Source organism: Bacillus xiamenensis (assembly GCF_001857925.1).
Taxonomy (GTDB): domain Bacteria; phylum Bacillota; class Bacilli; order Bacillales; family Bacillaceae; genus Bacillus; species Bacillus xiamenensis.
Window position 1 is genome coordinate 1,890,149 of the sequence record NZ_CP017786.1, and the last position, 22,422, is coordinate 1,912,570.

At 42.6% G+C, this 22,422-nt stretch carries 22 protein-coding genes; 13 read left to right on the forward strand and 9 right to left on the reverse strand.

Annotated elements, in window-relative coordinates:
- Nucleotides 1-185 precede the first annotated feature (185 nt).
- The 5 genes from BK049_RS09540 to BK049_RS09560 form a co-directional block, all read right to left on the reverse strand.
- Entirely contained in the window at nt 186-1,724 is a 1,539-nt protein-coding gene (locus tag BK049_RS09540) for a solute symporter family protein (RefSeq protein ID WP_008359646.1), read from the reverse strand.
- A complete protein-coding gene (locus tag BK049_RS09545) occupies nt 1,721-2,035 on the reverse strand; it encodes a DUF485 domain-containing protein (RefSeq protein WP_008359643.1) in 315 nt (104 codons plus the stop codon). The genes BK049_RS09540 and BK049_RS09545 overlap by 4 nt, the downstream gene beginning before the upstream one ends.
- Nucleotides 2,036-2,142: 107 nt before the next feature.
- On the reverse strand, nt 2,143-2,811 hold the full coding sequence (locus BK049_RS09550; protein WP_071168387.1) for a glycosyltransferase family protein: 669 nt from the start codon (nt 2,809-2,811) through the stop codon (nt 2,143-2,145).
- The gene (locus tag BK049_RS09555; protein ID WP_008359637.1) at nt 2,804-3,493 is read right to left on the reverse strand and encodes a class I SAM-dependent methyltransferase; all 690 of its coding nucleotides are present in this window, start codon (nt 3,491-3,493) and stop codon (nt 2,804-2,806) included. The genes BK049_RS09550 and BK049_RS09555 overlap by 8 nt, the downstream gene beginning before the upstream one ends.
- 302 nt (nt 3,494-3,795) lie before the next feature.
- Nucleotides 3,796-3,936, reverse strand: a complete 141-nt coding sequence (locus BK049_RS09560; RefSeq protein ID WP_008345506.1) for an anti-repressor SinI family protein — start codon at nt 3,934-3,936, stop codon at nt 3,796-3,798.
- A 458-nt stretch (nt 3,937-4,394) separates the two neighbouring features.
- Between BK049_RS09560 and BK049_RS09565 the strand changes: the two genes are divergently transcribed.
- Both BK049_RS09565 and BK049_RS09570 read left to right on the forward strand, forming a co-directional pair.
- Nucleotides 4,395-4,778 carry a GtrA family protein gene (locus BK049_RS09565; RefSeq protein ID WP_012011676.1) on the forward strand — a complete coding sequence of 128 codons (384 nt, stop codon included), beginning with the start codon at nt 4,395-4,397 and terminating at the stop codon, nt 4,776-4,778.
- Nucleotides 4,779-4,804: 26 nt separating this feature from the next.
- Nucleotides 4,805-5,062: a hypothetical protein gene (locus BK049_RS09570; RefSeq protein WP_008359632.1), complete on the forward strand. Its 258-nt coding sequence runs from the start codon at nt 4,805-4,807 to the stop codon at nt 5,060-5,062.
- A 34-nt stretch (nt 5,063-5,096) separates the two neighbouring features.
- Here BK049_RS09570 and BK049_RS09575 read toward each other — a convergent pair whose 3' ends face one another.
- Complete coding sequence (locus BK049_RS09575) at nt 5,097-5,942, reverse strand: AraC family transcriptional regulator (protein ID WP_008359630.1); 846 nt, start codon at nt 5,940-5,942, stop codon at nt 5,097-5,099.
- A 181-nt stretch (nt 5,943-6,123) separates the two neighbouring features.
- On the opposite strand from BK049_RS09575, the gene BK049_RS09580 reads away from it, so the two are divergent.
- From BK049_RS09580 to qoxD, 8 genes are all read left to right on the forward strand, one after another.
- Nucleotides 6,124-7,287, forward strand: coding sequence for a galactokinase (locus BK049_RS09580; protein ID WP_071169211.1), 1,164 nt, complete (start codon nt 6,124-6,126; stop codon nt 7,285-7,287).
- 14 nt (nt 7,288-7,301) lie between these two features.
- On the forward strand, nt 7,302-8,294 hold the full coding sequence (gene galE, locus BK049_RS09585; protein ID WP_008359625.1) for a UDP-glucose 4-epimerase GalE: 993 nt from the start codon (nt 7,302-7,304) through the stop codon (nt 8,292-8,294).
- Nucleotides 8,295-8,329: 35 nt separating this feature from the next.
- Nucleotides 8,330-9,850, forward strand: a complete 1,521-nt coding sequence (gene galT, locus BK049_RS09590) for a UDP-glucose--hexose-1-phosphate uridylyltransferase (RefSeq protein ID WP_008359623.1) — start codon at nt 8,330-8,332, stop codon at nt 9,848-9,850.
- Nucleotides 9,851-9,854: 4 nt separating this feature from the next.
- Nucleotides 9,855-10,940: a M24 family metallopeptidase gene (locus tag BK049_RS09595; RefSeq protein WP_008359621.1), complete on the forward strand. Its 1,086-nt coding sequence runs from the start codon at nt 9,855-9,857 to the stop codon at nt 10,938-10,940.
- Nucleotides 10,941-11,452: 512 nt separating this feature from the next.
- Nucleotides 11,453-12,409, forward strand: a complete 957-nt coding sequence (qoxA, locus tag BK049_RS09600; protein ID WP_145939431.1) for a cytochrome aa3 quinol oxidase subunit II — start codon at nt 11,453-11,455, stop codon at nt 12,407-12,409.
- Nucleotides 12,410-12,436: 27 nt separating this feature from the next.
- On the forward strand, nt 12,437-14,395 hold the full coding sequence (gene qoxB, locus BK049_RS09605) for a cytochrome aa3 quinol oxidase subunit I (protein WP_008359617.1): 1,959 nt from the start codon (nt 12,437-12,439) through the stop codon (nt 14,393-14,395).
- Nucleotides 14,395-15,012, forward strand: a complete 618-nt coding sequence (qoxC, locus tag BK049_RS09610; protein ID WP_008359616.1) for a cytochrome aa3 quinol oxidase subunit III — start codon at nt 14,395-14,397, stop codon at nt 15,010-15,012. The genes qoxB and qoxC overlap by 1 nt, the downstream gene beginning before the upstream one ends.
- A gap of 1 nt (nt 15,013) precedes the next feature.
- The gene (gene qoxD, locus BK049_RS09615; protein ID WP_008359615.1) at nt 15,014-15,394 is read left to right on the forward strand and encodes a cytochrome aa3 quinol oxidase subunit IV; all 381 of its coding nucleotides are present in this window, start codon (nt 15,014-15,016) and stop codon (nt 15,392-15,394) included.
- 76 nt (nt 15,395-15,470) lie between these two features.
- Here the strand turns inward: qoxD and BK049_RS09620 are convergent, their stop codons facing one another.
- Nucleotides 15,471-15,734, reverse strand: a complete 264-nt coding sequence (locus tag BK049_RS09620) for a spore morphogenesis/germination protein YwcE (protein ID WP_008359613.1) — start codon at nt 15,732-15,734, stop codon at nt 15,471-15,473.
- A gap of 475 nt (nt 15,735-16,209) precedes the next feature.
- Between BK049_RS09620 and BK049_RS09625 the strand changes: the two genes are divergently transcribed.
- The 3 genes from BK049_RS09625 to BK049_RS09635 all read left to right on the forward strand — a co-directional run bounded on the left by BK049_RS09625 (nt 16,210) and on the right by BK049_RS09635 (nt 19,338).
- Entirely contained in the window at nt 16,210-17,421 is a 1,212-nt protein-coding gene (locus BK049_RS09625; RefSeq protein WP_008359611.1) for an FtsW/RodA/SpoVE family cell cycle protein, read from the forward strand.
- Nucleotides 17,422-17,531: 110 nt separating this feature from the next.
- Nucleotides 17,532-18,281, forward strand: coding sequence for an oxygen-insensitive NADPH nitroreductase (gene nfsA, locus BK049_RS09630; RefSeq protein ID WP_071168388.1), 750 nt, complete (start codon nt 17,532-17,534; stop codon nt 18,279-18,281).
- A gap of 55 nt (nt 18,282-18,336) precedes the next feature.
- Nucleotides 18,337-19,338: an LLM class flavin-dependent oxidoreductase gene (locus BK049_RS09635; protein WP_083381108.1), complete on the forward strand. Its 1,002-nt coding sequence runs from the start codon at nt 18,337-18,339 to the stop codon at nt 19,336-19,338.
- 11 nt (nt 19,339-19,349) lie between these two features.
- Here the strand turns inward: BK049_RS09635 and BK049_RS09640 are convergent, their stop codons facing one another.
- Nucleotides 19,350-19,577 carry a hypothetical protein gene (locus BK049_RS09640; protein ID WP_071168389.1) on the reverse strand — a complete coding sequence of 76 codons (228 nt, stop codon included), beginning with the start codon at nt 19,575-19,577 and terminating at the stop codon, nt 19,350-19,352.
- Between the two features lie 81 nt (nt 19,578-19,658).
- Nucleotides 19,659-22,085: a S8 family peptidase gene (locus tag BK049_RS09645; RefSeq protein ID WP_071168390.1), complete on the reverse strand. Its 2,427-nt coding sequence runs from the start codon at nt 22,083-22,085 to the stop codon at nt 19,659-19,661.
- Nucleotides 22,086-22,422: the final 337 nt, after the last annotated feature.

Genomic DNA, 22,422 nt, shown 5'->3' on the forward strand with positions numbered 1-22,422 from the left:
AGAGATGAAGAGTTTTATTGATAATAGGGGGGAGAATCATCACATGCTGTTCTTTTATCACGTTTAGAAGAATTGACAGGTTAGAAAGATTTAAAGAGAGATGATAAGGTCGATTAAAACCGTATTGAGATCTGTTTTGAATAGAAAGAACACAAAAAAGCCGGCAGAGCAGCCGGCTTTTCTGATCAATCAGTATCCATATGCATGCCTGTATGTGCCTTTACTTGAATTTCTGTAAAGGTGTCTTCATCTGCTTTTTCAGAGGAGAAAATGGTGCCTAAGTAAGCCGCAAGGAATCCAAGAGGGATAGAGATAATCCCAGGGTTCGACAGCGGGATGAGCGGCTCTCCTGTGAAGATGGCTCCCCCTGATGGGTCCCAGACGCTTGGGCTGAGCGATACGATGATGAGTGCGCTCAAAAGACCTGTTAAGCTTCCTGCTATAGCGCCAGTAGAATTGAATCGTTTCCAAAAGACCGTGAAAATGATCAATGGCAAATTCGCACTTGCTGCAACGGCGAAGGCAAGTGATACAAGAAAAGCGACGTTTAAGGATTGAGCAAATAACGCAAGGACAATAGAGAGAATAGACACGCCAATGGAAGCAAAGCGTGCTGCCTTAACTTGTTCCCGTTCGCTCGCTTTCCCTTTACGGATGATCTGACTATAAAAGTCATGGGCAAAAGCAGACGCTGCGGAAAGCACTAATCCCGTCACCACAGCCAATATAGTCGCAAAGGCGATGGCAGAAACAAAGGCAAATAAGAAATCTCCTCCAAGAGCTTGTGCAAGCAGTGGTGCGGCCATATTTCCTGCTGCATCCGCTGCTGTGATGGCCTCTGTGCCGACAAAGGCAGCGGCACCGAAGCCAAGAAACACCGTCATTAAATAAAAAATCCCGATGATCCAAGTGGCTGAAAGGACAGATTTCCGCGCAGAAATCGCATCCTTAACCGTATAAAAACGAATCAAAATATGCGGCAAACCTGCCGTCCCAAGCACCAGGGCAAGGTTAAGGGACAATGTTTCTAAAGGGACATCATATTTATTCCCCGGATGGAGGAAAGCTTCACCGAGCGGGGTCGCTGTTTTCATTTGTTCAAACATCTTCAGCAAACTAAAATCAAACTTTGCAAACACAAGCAGTGATATGATCAACGTTCCGAGCATTAGGAGAACAGCCTTCGTGATCTGTACCCAGCTGGTAGCGATCATACCGCCAAACACAACATAAATGGTCATCAAGACACCCACGATTAACACAGCGATCCAATAATCAATGCCAAGCAGCAGTTTAATTAATGCCCCTGCTCCTACAAGCTGTGCAATCATATAAAAAGTAGAGACCGTGATGGTGTTAAAGGCAGCAACGCCTCGAATGGCAGGCCGTTTGAATCGTGCAGCAATCATATCGGCCATTGTATATTTCCCTAGATTTCGCAGTGGTTCAGCCACGACATAAAGGACGACAAGATATGCTACAAGAAAGCCAATGCTATAGAAGAAGCCATCAAATCCATTTAAGGCGATCATTCCAGCGATCCCTAAAAATGAAGCAGCAGACATATAGTCACCAGCGATGGCAAGACCATTTTGAAACCCTGTAAGGCCGCCGCCTGCTGTGTAAAAATCACTTGCATTGCTTGTTTTTTTCGCAGCAAAATATGTGATGACCAATGTGAGCCCTACGATCGCTACGAATAAAATAAAAGCGGTCATGCTCATTCGTCATCACCTCTCGATTCAACTTTTAAAGCGCTTACATATTTGTCGAACTGAGCTGCTTTTTTCGCATAAAGCCCACATAAAACCCATGTCATGACAAATTGTGTGAGGGCGAATAACCAAGCCCAAGTGATCGCCCCGATTGCTGGCGCGTTCAAAAAGGTGAAGTAGGATGTAGCAACCGGAAGTGAAAAGTAAAAGAGAAAAAAGAAAATCGTCAACGGTACGATAAATCTGCGTTTTTCCTCAAGAAGTTTTCTGAAATCCTCTGAAGCGGCAACCTTCTTATAATGAACTTTTTTGTCTGCCATTGTTTCCTCCTTTGTACGAATTAGGGACAAGGTACTCCAATGCATATGAGACAATCTGGCTGTTTATGACAGTATATCATAAAAAAGGCACCCGGAAAGGGTGCTTTCTACCGATAATTCGCAAGAAATGTTTGTCTCGCTTTTTCATATGCTTCAGCGTCAAAATGATCTCCGCATTTGTGTATACACCAAGGTTCTTCTTGTTTCGCAATCCCAACCTCATACCCTTGCTGAGCGAACTCAAATGATTGTGACACATCATAAAAATGAAAGCCGTCAAACAGATCCTCACGCCACTTCATGTCATATTGAGTCGCCATAAAAAGACCGTCAACAGCCGAAGCTTTCAAATAATCTTGTTTCTCCGTTTGTTGATGACGTGATTCAAACGAAAGCAGCTGATAGGTGTCGTGACGATACTCTATCACTTTTCCTCTGCAATTATGGCTTTCCCACCAAATCCCATTGTCAGGCACACTTTCTGCACCTATCACCCCAAGTAAGCCGAGTGATGGATGTTGTAAAAAAAGCGGAATGAGTTCTAGAAGCATATGTTGTTTGACGATCAGTGTATCCTGATGAAGATAAATTTTAAATTGAGCGGGATGAGAGAGGGCTTCATTGTATCCAGAGGCCATACTTGAAGCCTGTCTAATGGGAAAGACCTCGACATGATACCCATGCGGAGCAGGAAGGGAAGCGAGCTGCCGGAAGCAAGCTTCAAACATTGACTCATCATTCACGCATATGACAAATAAGATGGCGGGGTTATCCATTGAACTGAACGGCCTCAACCACGTATTGATAGGCTGTTGCTGCCTCGTTAAAATCGAAACGGATGCCATGCTTCACAAGTAATTCATGCAAATCATTCATTACGGCCTCATAGGAAGGATGCTGTACGCGAATGGTTTCGAGTTCTCGAATATGAAATCCCGCTGAATGAAAAAGTGCATGAATTTCATGAAGGGTAAAGAAACGTAAATGTGTTTGATCCATTAACCCTTCATCTGTATAAGAAAATTTTCCGGCTAGTAATTCTAAAACCGTTGAAATATGACCAATATTCGGAATGGATGCCAGGATGACTCCTTCCTTTTTAAGAAAGGGTTTGACCTTTTTTAAAGCAGCCCACGGGTCCAATAAATGTTCGAGGACGTCTCCGAAAATCATGCAGTCAAACTGTTCATCCCGATAAGGAAGAGCCATCTGTTCAATATTGCCGCATAAAACATGATCTAACGTCTGTTCAGCCTGCTTTGCCGCATCCTCAAAAGCTTCAATCCCGTATATGGCCCGGCCCTGCTGTTTTAGGACTTTTCCAAGCTGGCCTGTGCCGCATCCGATATCCAAAATGGATGTCCATTCCTCATGAATACGGCTGACGATGACAGGATTCACACCGTGATAATACTGATCCTTTTTGTGGTGATAATAGGAAAGGGAATCTGAACTCACGCTCCACCCGCCTTTCTTTCTTCGTATTGTGTTCATGCTTAATATATGGGTGGGAAGCTTGGTTTTATAACGAAGGAAGGGCACTTTCCATGAATGGCGGTTAAAAAGGAATCATATAAAGAACGGGAAACGGACTGTCCTCCTAAAATAGAAAGACAGAACCCCATTGAGTGGAAGGGATTGGTATGATGAGGTGTTCAATTATTGTAGCGTATTGTCATGAAAGGATTTTCAAAAGGTCAATTGACAGGTCAGAACTTTTAGCCAAAGCAATCTGAAAGACAAAGGATAACGGCGTTGATTTACGGTTTGTTTATCATCTTCTGATCACCGTTGGATGTTAAAAAAGCTTGTATTTCTTCGATGCCTAGTCCAATTTTTTTCGCTTCCTGAATCAAATAAACCCACTCTTCGTCAACTCTTCTTTTCACTTGCGTATCCATAATATCCTCCAGTTCAATAAGACATATTCATCTGCAACCAATGACTTGAACAAACCGTCTAGTAACTGTACGTGTGTGTGAATGCAGCACAAAAATAGATTTTTGTCGAAAAATGATGACATTTAACCTATTTTGTAAAATCTATCACCTACCACGTCCCTAAAAAAATGACTAAAAAACCCAAAAATATTGATTTCTTACTTCTAATAATAAACAATTGTAAAGTCAGTTAAAAGATTATAAATTAAAATAATGATAAAGACCTAAATCGTTTGACTCATATAAACCGATGAGGTTGACATATGCCATCAGTTAGAACAAATTTCATCTTTGCAGGACGTACATATTGTTCGTTTGGGAAGTTCTTCTTCAGATGGTATTCTAAAAGAAACAGAATTCACCAAGAAGGAATGAAGAAAGACATGTATAGCCTTTTTCAAAAGTATCAAGAAGTTGTCATGTATCTGGTCATGGGTGTGTGTACAACCATTGTCAACATAGTCAGCTTCTATTTATTCGTTGAGATGTTTTCCATGGATTATAAAACAGCAACGGTTGTTTCATGGGTATTTGCTGTTCTCTTTGCTTATATCACCAATAAGAAGTATGTCTTCAAGCAAAAGGCTCGTGACACAAAAAGCCTCATGCGTGAGCTTTCTTCATTTTTTAGTGTCCGTCTCATGTCTCTAGGTGTAGATCTGGGGCTGATGATCTTATTTGTGAGCCAAATGGCGCTCAATGAAACCGTCGCAAAAATCCTTGTTAACTTTGTGATTGTCGTGGTCAATTATGTCGCCAGTAAATGGTTCGTGTTCAAGAAAACAAAAGAAGATGCGATTTAACACATGAAAAAGATAGGTGATGTGAAATGAGCAGCAGGCCAGACGTATTATATGATGCCGTGTATCAACAAACAGAAAAGCAGCATGAACAAGTGTTGAGGCTAGTCAAAGAAATGACCGCACATCCAGAAGCGTTTTCTGAACAAGAAAAGGAAAAGATCAACCGAATGGACATTGCGCTTCAAACGGCAACGGACATTTTAGAAAATTTAATGACCCCTGACACGCAAATGACCATTGTTTTAAGACAAGGGAGAATTCGTGTTGACCTGACGAAAGCGTAAAAGAAGCAGCCAATTGAAAAGCGGCTGCTTTTTATTATGCATCGCTTGTTTCCCGCAGTTGCTTTGGAGACATGCCGATTTTCTTTCGAAAAACTTTATTCAAGTAATTCGCGTTTCGGTAGCCGCACTGTATGGCGATTTCTTCAATCGAGTATTTCGTTGTTTTTAATAACGTTTCCGCCTTTTCTAAACGAATATTGGTTAAATAGTGAATCGGTGTGAAGCCAGTTGCCTTTTTGAATTCCCTCGTAAAATGACTTTTAGATAAACGTGCCGCAACTGCCATGTCGTCAGGGCCGATTTCCTCGTGAAAATGATGACTTGCAAACAAGGCCGCTTGGACGATGGGTTCAGGCCATTTCTCCATTTGTCCTTCAAGCTTTGGCAAATATGAATACAGTTCCATGACAAATTGATAAGCAAGGCTAGATCCCTCAAATGGATTGGTGATCCGTCTTTCACTGGCTTCATCATAGATTTTCTTTAGCAGGCGGATCGGTTTGGAATTTGGATGAAAACGTATGACCTGCTTTCCTTGATTCATAAATTGATCAAAGCAAAGATCGCAAGCTTCCCCGTAAAGGGTCAAATAGAGAAATTCCCAATGCTCACTGTCTTCTGGAAAATAGTATTGATAGGCACTTGGGCTTTTCACGAGAAAGGCCTGTCCAGGCAATACTTTGAATCGCTTCTGTCCGATTTCAATCATGCCATGTCCAGACAGTGTGAGCTGAAAGATGCACTTGCCCTGATCCTTCCGCTCTACTCCATTCCAACTGTACAGCGAAGATGATTGCACTTCCCAGCCAACAGACCATATTTGGGCAGGCAATGTCACATCAGAATGGTGAAAACGAAATGCAAATGCTTCCTTCTTCAAATTGGAAATCCCCCTTCACAGCAAAAAACAACCTTTTTCTATTTTGAATCATGGTACACCTCATATCACATCGTACCATTCACAGCAAAAAAAGGGTATTTTTAAACGGTTTTTTTACCATTGAATTTCCGCTGCCTGGGCAACTAAAATAAGATTATCAGAAGAGAAAAGGGGAATGGATATGATCGACACGTTACGAGCGGCCTTTCACCAGCAATTTGGAGATCAAGAAGAACTTCGGTATTTTTTCGCCCCAGGCAGGGTGAACCTGATCGGTGAACATACAGATTACAATGGAGGCCATGTCTTCCCTTGCGCTCTCACTCTTGGCACGTATGCGGCGGGAGCAAAACGGACAGATGGCCGCGTCAGAATGTACTCCTTGAACTTTAAAGAAGAAGGTGTGAAAGAGTTCAATCTTTTTGAAATCGCTTACGTAGAATCGGACGGCTGGGCGAACTATCCAAAGGGAGTGTTCAATCAGTTTATTGAAGCAGGCATGGATATAAAAGAAGGCTTTGATATTGTGTACGGCGGTAATATTCCAAACGGTGCAGGATTGTCATCCTCTGCCTCCATTGAGCTCGTTACAGCTGTCTTGATCAATGAATGGTTGTCATTCGGCGTTTCACATGTCGATCTCGCCCTTCTTGCGCAGCGTGCAGAAAATGAATTCATTGGCGTCAATTGCGGTATCATGGATCAGTTTTCGATTAGCCTTGGAAAAGAAGGTCACGCCATTTTACTTAATTGTGACACCCTTTCCTTTGAATACAGCCCATTTCGGCAAGAGGGGCTAGCGCTCGTCATTGCCAATACAAACAAAAAGCGGACACTGGCAGACTCCAAATACAATGAACGCCGTTTTGAGTGTCAATCTGCTTTAAACGACCTTAGGAAAGAAATAGACATTGCGCATTTATGTGAGCTCACGTCGGATGAATTCGCCAAGTATGCCCATTTGATTCAAGATGAAACGTGCCGCAAACGTGCAACACATGCAGTGACGGAAAACGAGAGGACCATGAAAGCAGTAAAATTTCTAAAAGATGATAAAATGAAAGAACTAGGCGTTCTCATGAAGGCTTCTCACCTTTCTTTAAAGAATGATTATGAAGTGACTGGACTCGAACTAGATGCACTGGCAGAAGCCGCCTGGCACCATCCAGGGACGATTGGTTCCCGTATGACAGGTGCTGGCTTTGGGGGCTGCACAGTCAGCATTGTGAAAGAAGAGCTGGTGGACTCATTTATAGAAGAAACAGGTGCGATGTACGAAGAAAAAACAGGAATTCAAGCCTCTTTTTACACAGCTGGAATTGGAGGCGGCGCCAGAGAATTATAAAAGGAGGAAATTTAATGACAATTTTAGTTTGTGGAGGAGCAGGTTTTATTGGCAGTCATGCAGTGGCGGCTCTTTTAGCTAGAGGAGAACAAGTGGTGATTGTTGATAATCTGCAGACAGGACATAAAGAAGCGGTTATTGAGGGAGCTGTATTAGAGGAGGGTGATTTAAGAGATCAAGCTTTTCTAAGACGGGTTTTTCAAACGCATCAAATTGAAGCGGTGATGCACTTTGCAGCAGATTCACTTGTTGGTGAGAGTGTGACCGATCCGTTAAAGTACTATGACAACAACGTCGGAGGGGCCACTGCTTTGCTTCAGGTGATGAATGAATTTGGTGTGAAACGCATCGTCTTCTCTTCAACTGCTGCTACATATGGTGAACCAAAGCGTGTGCCGATCGTTGAAACGGATGAGACGAATCCAACAAACCCTTATGGAGAAACGAAGCTGGCGATTGAAAAAATGCTGAAGTGGTCTGAGCAAGCATATGGCATAGAGTACGTTGTGCTTCGTTACTTTAATGTAGCGGGTGCTCATACAGAAGGCCTTGTCGGTGAAGATCATCAGCCAGAAACGCATCTGATCCCGATTATTCTTCAAGTGGCTTTAGGAAAACGTGATCAGATCATGATTTACGGCGATGATTATGAGACAGAGGACGGCACGTGCATTAGAGATTACATTCATGTCATGGATTTAGTGGAGGCACACATCTTAGCGGTTGATCGTCTGCGTGAAGGAAAAGGAAGTGCAACTTACAACTTAGGGAATGGCACTGGCTTCTCTGTGAAGCAGGTAGTGGAAGCCGCAAGAGAAGTAACGGGTCATGCCATTCCAGCACAGATAGCAAAAAGACGCGCAGGAGATCCTGCAAAGCTGATAGCTTCTTCAGAAAAGGCGCTGCAAGAATTGGGATGGAAGCCTCAATATGCAGATCTTCACACCATCATTCAAAGCGCATGGGATTGGTTTCAGAAACATCCAGAAGGCTACCAAAGTGAGTAAAGCATAACAGGTAGGCAAGAGAGGAGACCGAGGGAATGGCGACTGATATTTTTGAAAGGCTGGAACAGCTGATTCAATACGGGATCGATAAAGAGCTTATATCACCACTAGATATCGATTATACGAGGAATCGACTGCTTGAAGTGCTTGAGCTCGATGAAGCGGAGGCAAGGAAGGTCTCAGGCGGAATGGACCTTGAAGACATCTTAATGCCAATGCTTGATTGGGCAGTGGAAACAGGTCTCATTCCAGAAGGGACGGATACGTATCGTGATTTACTAGATGCCAAAATCATGGGCTGTCTAGTGGCGCCTCCAAGTGTCATCTATGGGAAGTTTGAAGAGAAACGCCAGCATGAAGGGCCAAAGGCCGCCACAAACTGGTTCTATGAGATGCAGCAGCATGCACACTATATTCATACAGGCAGAATCGCCAAAAATGTGCAGTGGTTTACACCTACAGACGATGGTGTACTGGAGATCACGATTAATCTATCGAAACCGGAAAAAGACCCAAAAGCGATCGCTGAAGCCAAGAAGCTCAGTCAAAAGCAATATCCTCTTTGTCTCCTTTGTAAAGAAAACGTTGGGTTTGGGGGACGGATCAACCACCCAGCAAGGCAGAATCACCGGATTATCCCTGTCACGCTCACAGATGAATCATGGTTTATGCAATTTTCACCATATGTGTATTACAACGAGCATTGCATTGTGTTCAAGGGTGAACATGAGCCAATGAGCATCACAAAAAAGACCTTTGAACGACTGCTTTCCTTCATATCTATATATCCACACTATTTCATTGGATCAAACGCCGATCTCCCCATCGTCGGGGGCAGTATATTAAGTCATGACCATTTTCAAGGCGGTGCACATGAATTTCCGATGGCGAAAGCAGAGATGGAAGATGTTTTTTCTCTCGAAGGGTTTTCACATGTGAAAGCGGGCATTGTGAAATGGCCGATGTCTGTGATTCGGCTTCAAAGCAGCGACCGGCAGATGCTTGCGAACGCAGCGGAATTTATTTTAAATGAGTGGAAAATGTATTCAGATGAAGCTGTGGATCTGATTGCTCATACAGGAGAGACTCCGCACAATACGATTACACCTATCGCACGCCGTCATGGGGATGAGTATGAATTAGATCTAGTGCTGAGGAATAACCGTACAGACGAACGTCATCCAGACGGAATCTTCCACCCGCACAAAGAAGTCCATCATATGAAAAAAGAGAATATCGGGTTAATTGAAGTCATGGGTCTTGCCGTCCTTCCTGGAAGATTAGCAGAGGAGTTAAGCCAGTTAAAAACGGTGCTGCTCTCTGAAAACCCTCTTGAACAAATCAAGGCCCGCCCTGCCATTATGAAGCACGAGTCATGGACGGAGCGTCTGCTTGAAGAGCATATCTTTACAGTGGACAACATAGAAGCGATTTTACAAAAAGAAATCGGCCTGATTTTTTCTCAGATTCTTTCGCAGGCGGGTGTGTTTAAAAGAACCGGGCAAGGGAAAACAGCATTTAAGCGTTTCATTCGAACACTCCATACAGGCAGGTGATTAGATGATTGAACAGGTAAGAAGCTTAATGGAAACAAAACAGCTTGATGGTGTCCTGATTCAAAAGCGAAATAACTTTTCCTGGCTCACAGGAGGGAGAAGAAATCACATCGTGTTAAACACGCCAGAGGGCGTTTGCCACCTGCTTGTGTTGAAAGACGACATCGTATTGATTGTGAATCAAATGGAAGAAAAACGAATCATTGAAGAAGAAATGGCGTATTTTGATCACCCCTATCAAGTGGTGACGATGGATTGGTATGAGGATGAGACTGCCTATGTTCAAAAGCTCACAAAAGAAAAACGAATCGGAGCGGATATTCAAATGGAAGGCGTTGAATGGATTGAACCAGATTTGTCTCTTGTTCGATCAATCCTTTCCTCATCACAGCTCAGCCAATATGAAACCCTTTGTTATGAAACAGCCGTCATTGTAGAGAGTGTCTGTAAAGAAATCGTCCCAGGCCAGACAGAGCACGAAATTGCCTCGCTTGTTGCTCAAAGAGCGATCGCGCAAGGTATGACAATTGAAGTGCTCCTCGTGGCGACAGATGACCGGATACAGCAATATCGTCACCCGATTCCAACTGAAAAATCGATTCAAAAGCATGCGCTTGTTGTCCTTTGTGCGGAACGGCATGGACTCGTGGCAAATGTCACAAGATCCGTTTACTTTGGCCAGCTTCCAAAGGAGCTTGAAGAAAACAGGGGACGGCTTGCGCGGATTGACACAGTCATGAATGCGGCTACTCGTCCTGGAAACACCATTGGAGATGTACTGAAGGCAGGAATTGCCCAGTATGAAAAAGAAGGCTTCCCCGATAGCTGGAAAAAGCTTCATCAAGGCGGGAAAACGGGTTTTGTATCTCGAGAGATCATTGCAGTTCCATCATCGAAGGAAGAGATTCAGCTTCATCAAGTATTCACTTGGAACCCTTCATTACCGGGGTTAAAATCTGAGGATACGATGGTCGTAGAGACAGAGGGAAATCGCTTCTTAACCTATACGGGCAAGTGGACATACATTGACATCGAACATGATGGCGTCATCTATAGACGTCCCGACATCTTGGTGAGAGAAGAATCATGAGAAAGCCGGCGATGAGCCGGTTTTTTTGCTGGAAGTCTTTAGTGAGATTCCACTCATTTATCACCATTACCAATCATTACAGCGCACAGGAGGACGATCGATACTTTCTTTTCTTGTCAACTTGCGTTAAAATGAGAAAGGTTTTTGTTAAATGTGGGGATACCTATTTTGAAATTGTTTACCTAGATAAAATTTCATCAAGTTAAATTGAAATTTGACCAAACTTTTTTATTGTGGTAAACCTAAATTTGACAAAGTTCTTGATTGTATGTCCTTTGCCTTCCGCTCTCAACTTTTCAAATTCCTAGAAATTTATTGTGTCTGCAATAATATAAATTTATGGCGAATTTATGACATTTTATTAGAAATCTGTTGAAAAATAAATGAACTTTTGAAAAAAGGGAAGCTAACTCTAACAGATTTTGATAGCATTACAAAGGGAAGAAAAGTTTTCGAAGGCAGATGGCTTTTCACAATTATTCAGCAATTTATACATTATTTAAGGAAGGATGGTGATCTTCTTGTTCAGAGCCATTAAACCTATGCTTTTATTAGCGATGCTCGTGAGTGTTTTTGTATTAGGAGGTTGCAGCAATATCGCTGTTTTAGATCCTAAAGGGCCAGTCGCAGCACAACAAAAAGACTTAATCCTTTTATCTATCGGATTCATGCTCTTTATCGTTGGTGCGGTATTTGTACTGTTTACCATCATTTTGGTGAAATACCGTGAGCGTAAGGACGTTGGAAACGCCTCTTATAACCCGGAATTACACGGGAATACGCTTCTAGAAGTTATCTGGACAGTGATCCCAATATTAATCGTTGCTGCCCTTTCGGTTCCAACTGTAAAAACAATTTACTCTTTGGAAGAAGCGCCTCAAGCAACAAGCCATAAAGATCCACTGGTTATTTATGCTACAGCAGTTGATTGGAAATGGATCTTTAGTTATCCAGAGGAAAATATTGAAACAGTGAACTACTTAAACATTCCAAAAGATCAGCCGATTTTATTCAAAATCACTTCCGCTGATACAATGGCATCACTATGGATTCCTCAGCTAGGCGGGGAGAAGTATGCGATGGCTGGAATGGAAATGGAACAATATCTTCAAGCTGATGAAGTAGGCACATACGAAGGAAGAAACGCCAACTTCACAGGTGAAGGCTTTGCTCAGCAAAAATTCAAAGTCAATGCGATGACGCAGTCTGACTATGATAAATGGGTAAGTAAAACGAAAAAAGAAGCACCAAAGTTAACGAAGAAAACGTATGACTACTTGATGCTTCCTGATGCTGCAGATGTGCAGACTTTCTCATCAACACATTTATCTTTTGCGAAGCACGGAGAGGATGCTGAATACGCACTCCAAGCACGCAAACGTTTAGGTTATCAAGCAGTTTCTCCGCATTCCAAGACAGATCCTTTCGAGAATGTGAAGAACTATAAAAGAAAACTAGAATCAGAATAAACTGACTAAGGAAAGGAGGAGGCCGTTATGCATTTAAAATGGGATGAGTTTTTTGTAACTGGAGACCCATTAATTCTTGGTGCGCAAATTTCTATCGCTCTTACTTCCATTGCCATCGTGTTTGTTTTAACCTACTTCAAAAAGTGGAAATGGCTCTGGAAAGAATGGCTGACATCAGTTGATCATAAAAAGCTGGGGATCATGTATATCCTTGCTGCTGTGATTATGTTCTTCCGCGGTGGGGTAGACGGACTGATGATGCGCGCACAGCTGGCGCTTCCTAATAATACGTTTTTGAATTCCAACCACTATAATGAAATTTTTACAACGCATGGTACGATCATGATTCTATTCATGGCGATGCCATTTTTAATTGGTTTGATCAACGTCGTTGTTCCTCTTCAAATTGGTGCACGTGACGTTGCATTCCCGTATTTGAACAACCTTAGCTTCTGGACATTCATGGTTGGAGCAATGCTGTTCAACATTTCCTTCGTTATTGGAGGATCACCAAGTGCAGGCTGGACGAGTTACATGCCGCTCGCCGGAAATGATTTCTCACCAGGACCTGGACAGAACTATTACTTGCTTGGGCTCCAAATTGCAGGTATTGGTACACTTATGACAGGTATTAACTTCATGGTGACCATCTTAAAAATGCGTACAAAAGGTATGACGCTTATGCGTATGCCGATGTTTACATGGACTACATTGATTACGTCTGTCATCATCGTTTTCGCATTCCCTGTATTAACAGTTGCTTTAGCACTTATGACATTCGATCGTTTATTCGGTTCTGCATTCTTTACACTCGAAGCAGGCGGTATGCCAATGCTTTGGGCGAACCTTTTCTGGATTTGGGGACATCCTGAGGTATATATCGTGATCCTGCCGGCTTTCGGTATTTTCTCGGAAATCTTTGCGACGTTCTCAAGAAAGCAGTTGTTTGGTTACAAAGCGATGGTTGTATCGATTGTGGCAATCTCTGTTCTTAGCTTCATTGTGTGGGTTCACCACTTCTTTACAATGGGGAACAGTGCAGCGGTTAACTCATTCTTCTCGATTACAACAATGGCGATTTCTGTACCAACAGGTGTAAAAATCTTTAACTGGCTCTTTACGATGTATCGAGGCCGTATCAGCTTTACATCCCCAATGCTTTGGGCACTTGGTTTCATCCCGAACTTTGTGATCGGTGGTGTGACTGGGGTTATGCTTGCGATGGCAGCTGCGGATTACCAGTACCATAACACGTACTTCCTAGTATCCCACTTCCACTATGTATTAATCGCAGGTACGGTATTTGCTTGTTTTGCTGGTCTTGTTTTCTGGTATCCGAAAATGTTTGGTTACAAGTTAAACGAACGCATCGGCAAATGGTTCTTCTGGGTATTCATGATTGGTTTCAACATCTGTTTCTTCCCGCAGTACTTCTTAGGACTGCAAGGAATGCCAAGACGTATTTATACGTATGGACCAGAAGATGGCTGGACGGCACTAAACTTTATTTCAACAATTGGTGCATTCATGATGGGTATCGGATTCATCATTCTTTGCTACAACATTTACTACAGCTGGAGACACGCGAAACGTGAAGTGTCTGGAGACAGCTGGGGAGAAGGACGTACACTTGACTGGGCGACATCTTCTGCAATTCCGCCGCATTACAACTTTGCAGCACTTCCAGAAGTGACAGCACCAGATGCATTCCATCATTGGAAGAAGAACAATGTAGACGTTCATCCTGAAAAAGAATTCAAGAAAATTCACATGCCGCACAATTCAGGCAGACCACTTATCATGTCTGCATTCTTCGGACTTGGTGCATTCGGTCTTGTATTTGAATGGTACTGGATTGGCGTAATTGGCTTAATTGGTGTATTCGCAACAATGATTTTACGTTCATTCGAATATGACGATGGCTACTATATTCCTGTTGAAGAAGTGATTGAAACAGAGAAAAAGAATAAGGAGGCGCAGAAGTAATGGGACATAATGATAGCAGCTATGCAAATGCACCGCTTGAATATCAGTCTGAAACCGGACGTTTAAATATCCTTGGTTTCTGGATATTCCTTGGCGCGGAAATCGTGTTATTCTCAACACTTTTTGCGACCTACTTTGTTCTTCATGGCAGAACAGCTGGCGGCGTTTTACCAGCTGAGCTGTTTGATATGAAGCTAGTATTGATCATGACATTCCTGCTATTAGTTAGTTCATTTACGTGCGGGATTGCGGTTCATGAAATGCGCCGCGGAAGTACAAAAGGGGTTGTCATCTGGACGATTCTGACACTGCTTCTAGGTGCAGGCTTTGTTGGTTTTGAGATTTTCGAATTCTTCCATTATGTACATGAGGGTGCCAGCATCCATACAAGTGCGTATTGGTCTGCATTCTTTGTTCTTTTAGGAACACACGGACTACACGTATCCATCGGTATCTTCTGGATTACTGGGATCTTGTTCCAAATTAAGAAACGTGGTTTAACACCACAAACAGCAGCGAAGATCTTTATCTCAAGTCTATACTGGCATTTCCTTGATGTTGTATGGATTTTCATCTTCACAGCTGTTTACTTGATCGGATTAGGGGGGCTTTTGTGATATGGCTGGAAAAACACATTCCTCAGCAGAGCACGAACACTTCCCTTGGAAACATGTAGTCGGCTTCGTTCTATCTATTGTGCTAACGATCTTAGCATTTTGGATTGCCATTGGAGCTGAAATTGGCAGTACCGCAAAGCTATGGATCATCTTTGGTTTTGCATTCATTCAAGCATTCTTGCAGCTGTTCATGTTCATGCACATGACAGAGAGCGAGAACGGGACTGTTCAAGTCGGAAATACATTGTTTGGCCTATTCTGTGCGATTATTTTCGTCATCGGATCTGTTTGGATCTTCGCGGCTCACTACAGCCACGGGGAAAACAGCAAAGACGGATATTCACCGTCTGCGCCAAAGCAGTCTGAGCATTCAGGTCATTAATAAAAAACCACTCATCATCAAAGATGAGTGGTTTTTATGATGGTTGTGATAACGCTTCCAATTGGTGGTGTGATAACTATCTGCTGCTGAATCTTTTGCGAATGAATGGAAGTCCATAGATGAGGAACGCTGCAATGTGAGCCAAAATGACGTTAATGGCAAAGAATGCGATCATGAAGGTATGTCCTGTTGGAGATAAGCTGCTTGTCATATAAAGACCGAAGAAAATCCACATAATCATAATTGGTGGAATAGAAGCTAATGCAATCTTTCTGTTTTCTAACCATAAAAACAGGGGTGTAGCCGTTGCAATACATAGGTACGCAAAGAACATATCCATCGTATCCAACTCCTTTGTAAGTTGATGTTCAAGTCAAATGAGAGGTCAGGATGCAATTGTGTCTGTTTTTAGGAGATATTGTGAACATTTTGTTACAATTATTATACCACAATTGACATTGTTGTAAACTCAATAATTGGAAAATGGGCCTTATTCCGTAGAAAATGGTTTTTTCTTATACCTCAGTAAAACTTATGCTGGTATGATGTTAGCTTTTCATATCGCCACATAAGTCATTGAATTTTCCCCTTAAAATCTGTAAAATAATCTTTTTAAAGGACTTGTGATCGGCTGAATTAATAGAGTGAAAAGGAATTTTTTCCTATTGTTAGAATGAAAAGTATTTCACTTTTTGAAAATTGAATGGAACCTTTAGGATGTATCTTCCGTCATATTTAAGGTGAGTTGCTTTTGTGAAAATTTCAATCTAATATAAATAAGGGCTTTTATGTTTTGTAATAAGGGTGGTTAGTTCATGAACAAGCAGAATACATCTCCTTACTATCAGGGAGATTTGATTTTTATATTTTTAGCCTTCTTTGCCATCAGTGTTATTGCCATATATGCTGCGGGTCAGTTTGGACAGTATGGTTCTAACGCATGGACCAGACAGATCATTTACTACATGGTCGGGGTCATATGTATTGTGGCTATTAATTACTTTGACCTTGAACAATTAGAAAAGCTGAGCTTATATATTTTTATAGGCGGCATTATGCTATTAATCTTTCTGAAAATCGCTCCTGCACAAATTGCAGGTCATGATTTTGCACCAATTAAAAATGGTGCAAAAAGCTGGTTTGTGTTACCGGGTATTGGAACACTTCAGCCTTCAGAGTTCATGAAAATTGGATTGATTATGATGCTCGCATCTGTCATTGGGAAGGCAACCCCAAGAGGTAAACGGACATTAGAAGATGATATTTTTCTTCTTTTAAAAATCGCTGGGGTGTCTGCTGTACCAGTTGGGCTCATCTTTTTGCAGGATGCAGGGACGGCTGCGGTATGTATGTTTATTGTCATCGTCATGGTATTTTTATCAGGGGTCAATTGGAAATTGATCTCTCTCCTCGGTTCAGTGGTTGTACTCTTAGTGGCTGCTGTGTTAGCCGTCATCATCCTATTTCCTGATTTCGCACAAAAAATGGGGATTCAGCAGTATCAGATCAACCGGATTACCGCTTGGCTGCCTGATAGTTCTACTTCAGATAACCAAGCGCAGACACAAGATGCTACAAGTAGTGACAAGTTTCAGGTTGATAGAGCCATTATGGCTATTGGGTCTGGACAAATCTTTGGGAACGGCATTAAAAACTTGAAAGTATATGTCCCAGAGGCACAGACAGATATGATTTTCTCTATTATAGGAGAAGCCTTTGGCTTTGTCGGCTGTGCGTTTGTTGTGATCATGTTCTTCTTCCTGATTTACCGGCTTGTCGTGCTGATTGATCGTATCCATCCTTATAGCCGATTTGCGTCATTCTTCTGTGTAGGATATACAGCACTGATTGTGATTCATACGTTCCAGAACATTGGGATGAACATCGGCGTCATGCCTGTAACAGGGATTCCGCTCCTGTTTATCAGTTTTGGAGGAAGCTCTGTCGTATCTGTTTTAATTGGGTTTGGTATCGTATATAACGCAAGTGTTCAATTAACGAAATATCAAAGTTATTTATTTAAGTAAAGCGGGTAAAGGGCAGTCTAAGCAGAGACTGCTCTTTTTTGTGCGTGTCTAACTTTTGAAAAGCAATATCACTTTGTCTTATGATAGTAGGAGTGAAGGAGGTCTTCGAAGTGAATCAAACGATAGAAACCATATTAAATCATCGGTCCATCCGTTCGTTTACAGACGAGCGTCTGACAAAGGACGAGGTGCTGACACTTGTCAAAAGTGCACAAGCGGCATCCACATCCAGCTATGTGCAGGCGTATAGCATCATTGGTGTAACAGATCAGGAGAAGAAGGCCAAGCTTGCTAAACTTGCCGGAAATCAGCCATACGTTGAGAAGAATGGGCATTTCTTTGTCTTCTGTGCAGATTTGAAACGCCACGATTATCTTGCGCAAAAAGCAGGGAAGAACCATCAGGAAGCATTTGAGAATACGGAAGCCTTCCTCATCAGTGTGATTGATGCGGCGTTGGCTGCGCAAAATCTCAGTGTTGCCGCAGAATCAATGGGACTTGGTATCTGCTATATTGGCGGACTGCGTAATCAGCTGAAGGAAGTGTCTGAATTACTTGAAACACCTGCCTACGTACTGCCGTTATTTGGTTTGGCTGTCGGGCATCCTGCCAATCCATCGTCACAAAAGGAACGACTGCCAGCTGAGCTGATTTATCATGAAAACTCATATCAGCAAGATGAAGCACATATGGATCGTTATTTAAAAGAGTATGATGAACGCATTTCAGCATATTATGAAGAACGAACAAACGGCGAAAGAAAAGATACTTGGTCTGAGCAGATGCTGCGAGGCTTCAGCCAGCCAAAACGTACCTACCTCGGAGATTTTGTGAAAGAGAAGGGTTTTAATCGAAAATAAATAGAACTTCCCCCTTTCGATGAGAGAGGGGGATTTCTGTAAGAGGTGCAACATCATGAAATTAAGTATACTGGATCAATCTCCTTTGATTGGAGATGCGACGCCTGCAGAGGCGCTGAGGCAGACAGTTGAGCTGGCGAAGCAGGCGGAAACATGGGGCTATCACCGATTTTGGGTATCTGAGCATCATTTTTCAAACCGGCTCGCAGGATCGAGTCCAGAGGTGCTTCTCGGCCATTTATCAGCCGTTACGTCACATATACGTATTGGCTCTGGCGGCGTCATGCTTCCCCACTACAGTGCCTATAAAGTAGCAGAGAACTTCAGAGTGCTCGAAGCATTGGCTCCGGGCAGAATTGATCTTGGTATTGGACGTGCCCCTGGAGGCATGCCAATCTCCTCCATTGCCCTTCATCATGGTGAACGCAAGCGCCTTGGTGATCAATATCCTGAGCAGGTAGAAGAATTGAAAGTTTATTTACATGATTTAGCCGATGAATTTTATCCGTTGCCTCATCTGACCGCTTCTCCGAAGGTAGAAACCGCACCAGAGGTATGGATGCTTGGTTCCTCTGGAGGAAGTGCTCGGCTTGCCGCAAAAGCAGGTGCAGGCTATACGTTTGCTCTGTTTATTAATGGTGAAGGCGGAGAAGACTCTGTGAGGCAGTATATCAACCGATTTGAACCTTCAGTATTTGGTGATCAGCCGCGCGTCAGTCTTGCGGTCTTCGTTTTATGTGCAGAAACTGAGGAGCATGCAGAAAAACTGGCTATCAGCTTAGATTTATCATTATTAGCCAATGAGCAAGGTCAGAATCTTGGCGGATTCCCTTCATATGAAGAAGCGCAGGCATATCCCTACAGTCCATATGAACAAAAACGAGTAGCAGCCAATCGAAAGAGGATGGTCGTTGGAACCCCATCCTCTGTGAAACAGCAGCTGACAGCACTTGCAAAGGCTTATCGTACAGATGAAGTGATCGCTGTGACCATCACACATGATATAGAAGACCGTTTGACTTCGTATCGTTTATTAAAGGAAGCTTTTCAAGCGTAACGTATGTATATTTACCGTCCGCGCAGCCAGTAAAAGGGGTAGAGGAGTATCATGATGAGAATAAAGGCAGCTGTCACCGCCAAGCTAAGCGGATATATACAGGTGACATAGACAGTCAGCTCACATGCTTTTTGAAAAGGACGAGGCTGTTTTGCGAGTAAAAAGGTAAAAAAGTAAACCAAGGTGATCGTCAGAAAAAAAGCAGTCAAAAAAGAAACGGTCCATAGCAATATCAACATGAATAACTCTTTCCTCCATATATGATAGAAAAGCCTTGTTGAGCTGATGTGCTCATACAAGGCTTTTTATGTGATTCTTGTTTATTCAGGATAAATGTCAAACGGTTCTCTCGTTTGAACCGTATCTGATTTGCCTTTCAGGCTCGCATACGCAAGCATTGTATACTCACCAGCTGCTAGCTTTTGACCTTGATTGATCGTGCCATTCCATTTCAAGCGCTGCTCTCCTTTATCAACATGTTGATAAACACCTGCTTCACCTAAATATTCTCCATCTGTCGAGTAGACGAGGAATGCAAGGTTTTCAGCACCGCCTGGAAGATAGCTGCTAATCACATAGCTTCCAGCACGATTATCCGGCTCTACTGAAACAGAAGTAACGCGCGGATAATCCGGTTCTTTTACAATCAATAATGTTGGGATTTCAGTGACCTTTCTGCCATTTTCTCGAATTGTGATACTGCCTTGATACGTTCCTTTTTTCGTTTTTCCATAATTCACTTGTACCGCGGAAGTAAAGGAGCCAGTGGAATTGCCTTTGACTGTGATTTTTTTCGTTCCGTTTGTGCTGATGCCGGTGCCATCGAATGTGTAATCAATGGTATAGGTTTTCGGTGCTTTTGAAAGGTTTTGTACCTTGAATGTCTTCGTTTTGATTTGAACGCCTTTTTCTTTTAAGAAAGTGCCGTACGAATAGCTGGCATCAGAAACGATAGAAGACGCTTGGAGTGATTCGATGATTCGAACACTGCCTGTTCCCTGAGTGTTATGAGGGAACGGGCTGCCATTTGGGTCAAACAGTTTTTCCGCTGTATTCATCATCAATGCTTTGATTTGTTCCGTAGAATACGATGGTTTTGCTTGTTTGATAATCGCTGCCACTCCTGCCACATGTGGAGATGCCATGCTTGTTCCTTGCTTAGAACCATATCCGTATGGCTGAGAAGGATCGTGTGTCGGAATTGTACTGACAATACTCACGCCAGGTGCTGAGAGATCTGGTTTGATCATCCAAGTATCCACAACAGGTCCACGGGATGAGAAGTCGGCTACCTGCTCACTTAGTTCTTTCACAAATTGAATGGAGAACGTCGTTGTATTGTTTCCAGCCTCAATGGCTTTAACAAGCGCTGTTCCTTCCGCTTTTGAAAGCTTAATCGTAGGTAGAGCAAGACCTGGTACATCCACAGGAATTTCTCCATCTACATTGTTATACATCACAACGCCGATCGCACCAGCGGCTTTTGCATTGTCCACTTTATCCACAAAGGCGATGGCTCCACGTTCAATCACCGCAACCTTTCCTTTGACATCGATGTTTTCAAATGCTTTTTCGTCACCGATTCCTGCTGGGACAAGTGTGACTTGCTTTTGATCAAGTGCCTTTAAATCACTTTCTTGATAGTAGCCCATGATTTTTGCCGTTGAATAGTTCGGGAATTTTACATTGTATAGACTGTACGGAAGCTGAGTTGCTCCGACAGAAATAGCATCTCTTGATGTTCCAGGAGAGCCAACCGTCCAGCTGTTCGGCCCGCTGTTTCCATTTGATGTAACAGCGACAACGCCTTCAGACATAGCCCAATCAAGTGCAATGCTTGTTGCATAATCAGGGTTATTCACACTGTTTCCAAGAGACAGGTTCATGACATCTGCTCCGTCAGTGACAGCCCGGTCGATGCCTGCAAGGACGTTTTCAGTTGTTCCTGATCCGCCTGGTCCAAGTACACGGTATGCAAGGAGGGTGGCATCTTTTGCGACACCTTTCATTTTCCCGTTTGCTGCAATCGTTCCTGCAACGTGTGTGCCGTGATCTGTAGATTCGCCTCTAGGATCTCCTTTAGGTGTTTCTTGTGGAGAATAATCATGATCGACAAAGTCATAGCCTTTGTATAAACCGAAGTTTCCTTTTAAATCAGGGTGGTTATAGTCTACTCCAGTATCAATGACAGCGACTTTTACCCCTTTTCCAGAGTAACCGGCATCCCAAGCTTTTGGTGCACCGATAAATGGAGCGCTTTTATCCATCAGTGGAGAGACATCTTCATTTGGAAGCTGGACGCTTTCCTTTTTCACTTCATCTGTTTTATATGTAACATCCGGGTAAACGGCTTTCACTCCATCCACTGCGAGCAGCTTCGGAATTTCGTTTGCAGGAAGTTTCATCGAAAAACCAGAGAAGACTTTTTCATATTCTTGACGAACACTCGCTTTATCTAGCTTTTTGAGTGCTGCATTCTTAACTTTTGTTCGAGATTTTTTAAGAGAGGCTTTCGTTTGTGCTTCGCCTTCTTGTTTGGCTTCAACTAAGGATTTTTCTTTTAATTCAACAATGACAGTGGTTTGTTTTCTAGAGTTGACATTGATTTCGCCGAAGATTTCTGCTTTTTCCAGTTCCACCTGTTTGTTTGATGGAGCGGCAGCAGCCTGTTGACCTGAAAAGAATGTGGATAAGGTAAAAATAGTGGAGAACAATAGAACAGAAGAACGAGAGATTACTTTTTTCAATTAATTTTCCCCTTTCTAGCTGTGTATTTAGGGAGATAGCCTTTCTTTTTGTGGATAAATAGGAAAGATTCACTGCCCGTTATTAAGTATTCAATATGATGAACCCAATCCCTTTACTAAAATGGTCTTATTTTACATAGTCATAAAGAACTATTTTGTTTATAAAGTCTCACTTATACACAATGATCTGTTGATAACTTGATTATTCGGATATATATATGGAATATAAAAAAATCACATACACAAAATCTAGTGAGAGGGTGTTGATATGTGGATAAACCCTGTTGATAAGATGTGTTTATCTTTGGGATAGTGTGTGTATAATATTTTCATTGGA

Excerpts from the sequence above, each read along its gene's own strand:
- BK049_RS09540 (WP_008359646.1), bottom strand. The coding sequence starts at position 1,724 with ATGAGCATGACCGCTTTTATTTTATTCGTAGCGATCGTAGGGCTCACA.
- BK049_RS09545 (WP_008359643.1), bottom strand. The coding sequence starts at position 2,035 with ATGGCAGACAAAAAAGTTCATTATAAGAAGGTTGCCGCTTCAGAGGAT.
- BK049_RS09550 (WP_071168387.1), bottom strand. The coding sequence starts at position 2,811 with ATGGATAACCCCGCCATCTTATTTGTCATATGCGTGAATGATGAGTCA.
- BK049_RS09560 (WP_008345506.1), bottom strand. The coding sequence starts at position 3,936 with ATGGATACGCAAGTGAAAAGAAGAGTTGACGAAGAGTGGGTTTATTTG.
- BK049_RS09565 (WP_012011676.1), top strand. The coding sequence starts at position 4,395 with ATGTATCTGGTCATGGGTGTGTGTACAACCATTGTCAACATAGTCAGC.
- BK049_RS09570 (WP_008359632.1), top strand. The coding sequence starts at position 4,805 with ATGAGCAGCAGGCCAGACGTATTATATGATGCCGTGTATCAACAAACA.
- BK049_RS09580 (WP_071169211.1), top strand. The coding sequence starts at position 6,124 with ATGATCGACACGTTACGAGCGGCCTTTCACCAGCAATTTGGAGATCAA.
- galE (WP_008359625.1), top strand. The coding sequence starts at position 7,302 with ATGACAATTTTAGTTTGTGGAGGAGCAGGTTTTATTGGCAGTCATGCA.
- galT (WP_008359623.1), top strand. The coding sequence starts at position 8,330 with ATGGCGACTGATATTTTTGAAAGGCTGGAACAGCTGATTCAATACGGG.
- BK049_RS09595 (WP_008359621.1), top strand. The coding sequence starts at position 9,855 with ATGATTGAACAGGTAAGAAGCTTAATGGAAACAAAACAGCTTGATGGT.
- qoxB (WP_008359617.1), top strand. The coding sequence starts at position 12,437 with ATGCATTTAAAATGGGATGAGTTTTTTGTAACTGGAGACCCATTAATT.
- qoxC (WP_008359616.1), top strand. The coding sequence starts at position 14,395 with ATGGGACATAATGATAGCAGCTATGCAAATGCACCGCTTGAATATCAG.
- qoxD (WP_008359615.1), top strand. The coding sequence starts at position 15,014 with ATGGCTGGAAAAACACATTCCTCAGCAGAGCACGAACACTTCCCTTGG.
- BK049_RS09620 (WP_008359613.1), bottom strand. The coding sequence starts at position 15,734 with ATGGATATGTTCTTTGCGTACCTATGTATTGCAACGGCTACACCCCTG.
- BK049_RS09625 (WP_008359611.1), top strand. The coding sequence starts at position 16,210 with ATGAACAAGCAGAATACATCTCCTTACTATCAGGGAGATTTGATTTTT.
- BK049_RS09635 (WP_083381108.1), top strand. The coding sequence starts at position 18,337 with ATGAAATTAAGTATACTGGATCAATCTCCTTTGATTGGAGATGCGACG.
- BK049_RS09640 (WP_071168389.1), bottom strand. The coding sequence starts at position 19,577 with ATGTTGATATTGCTATGGACCGTTTCTTTTTTGACTGCTTTTTTTCTG.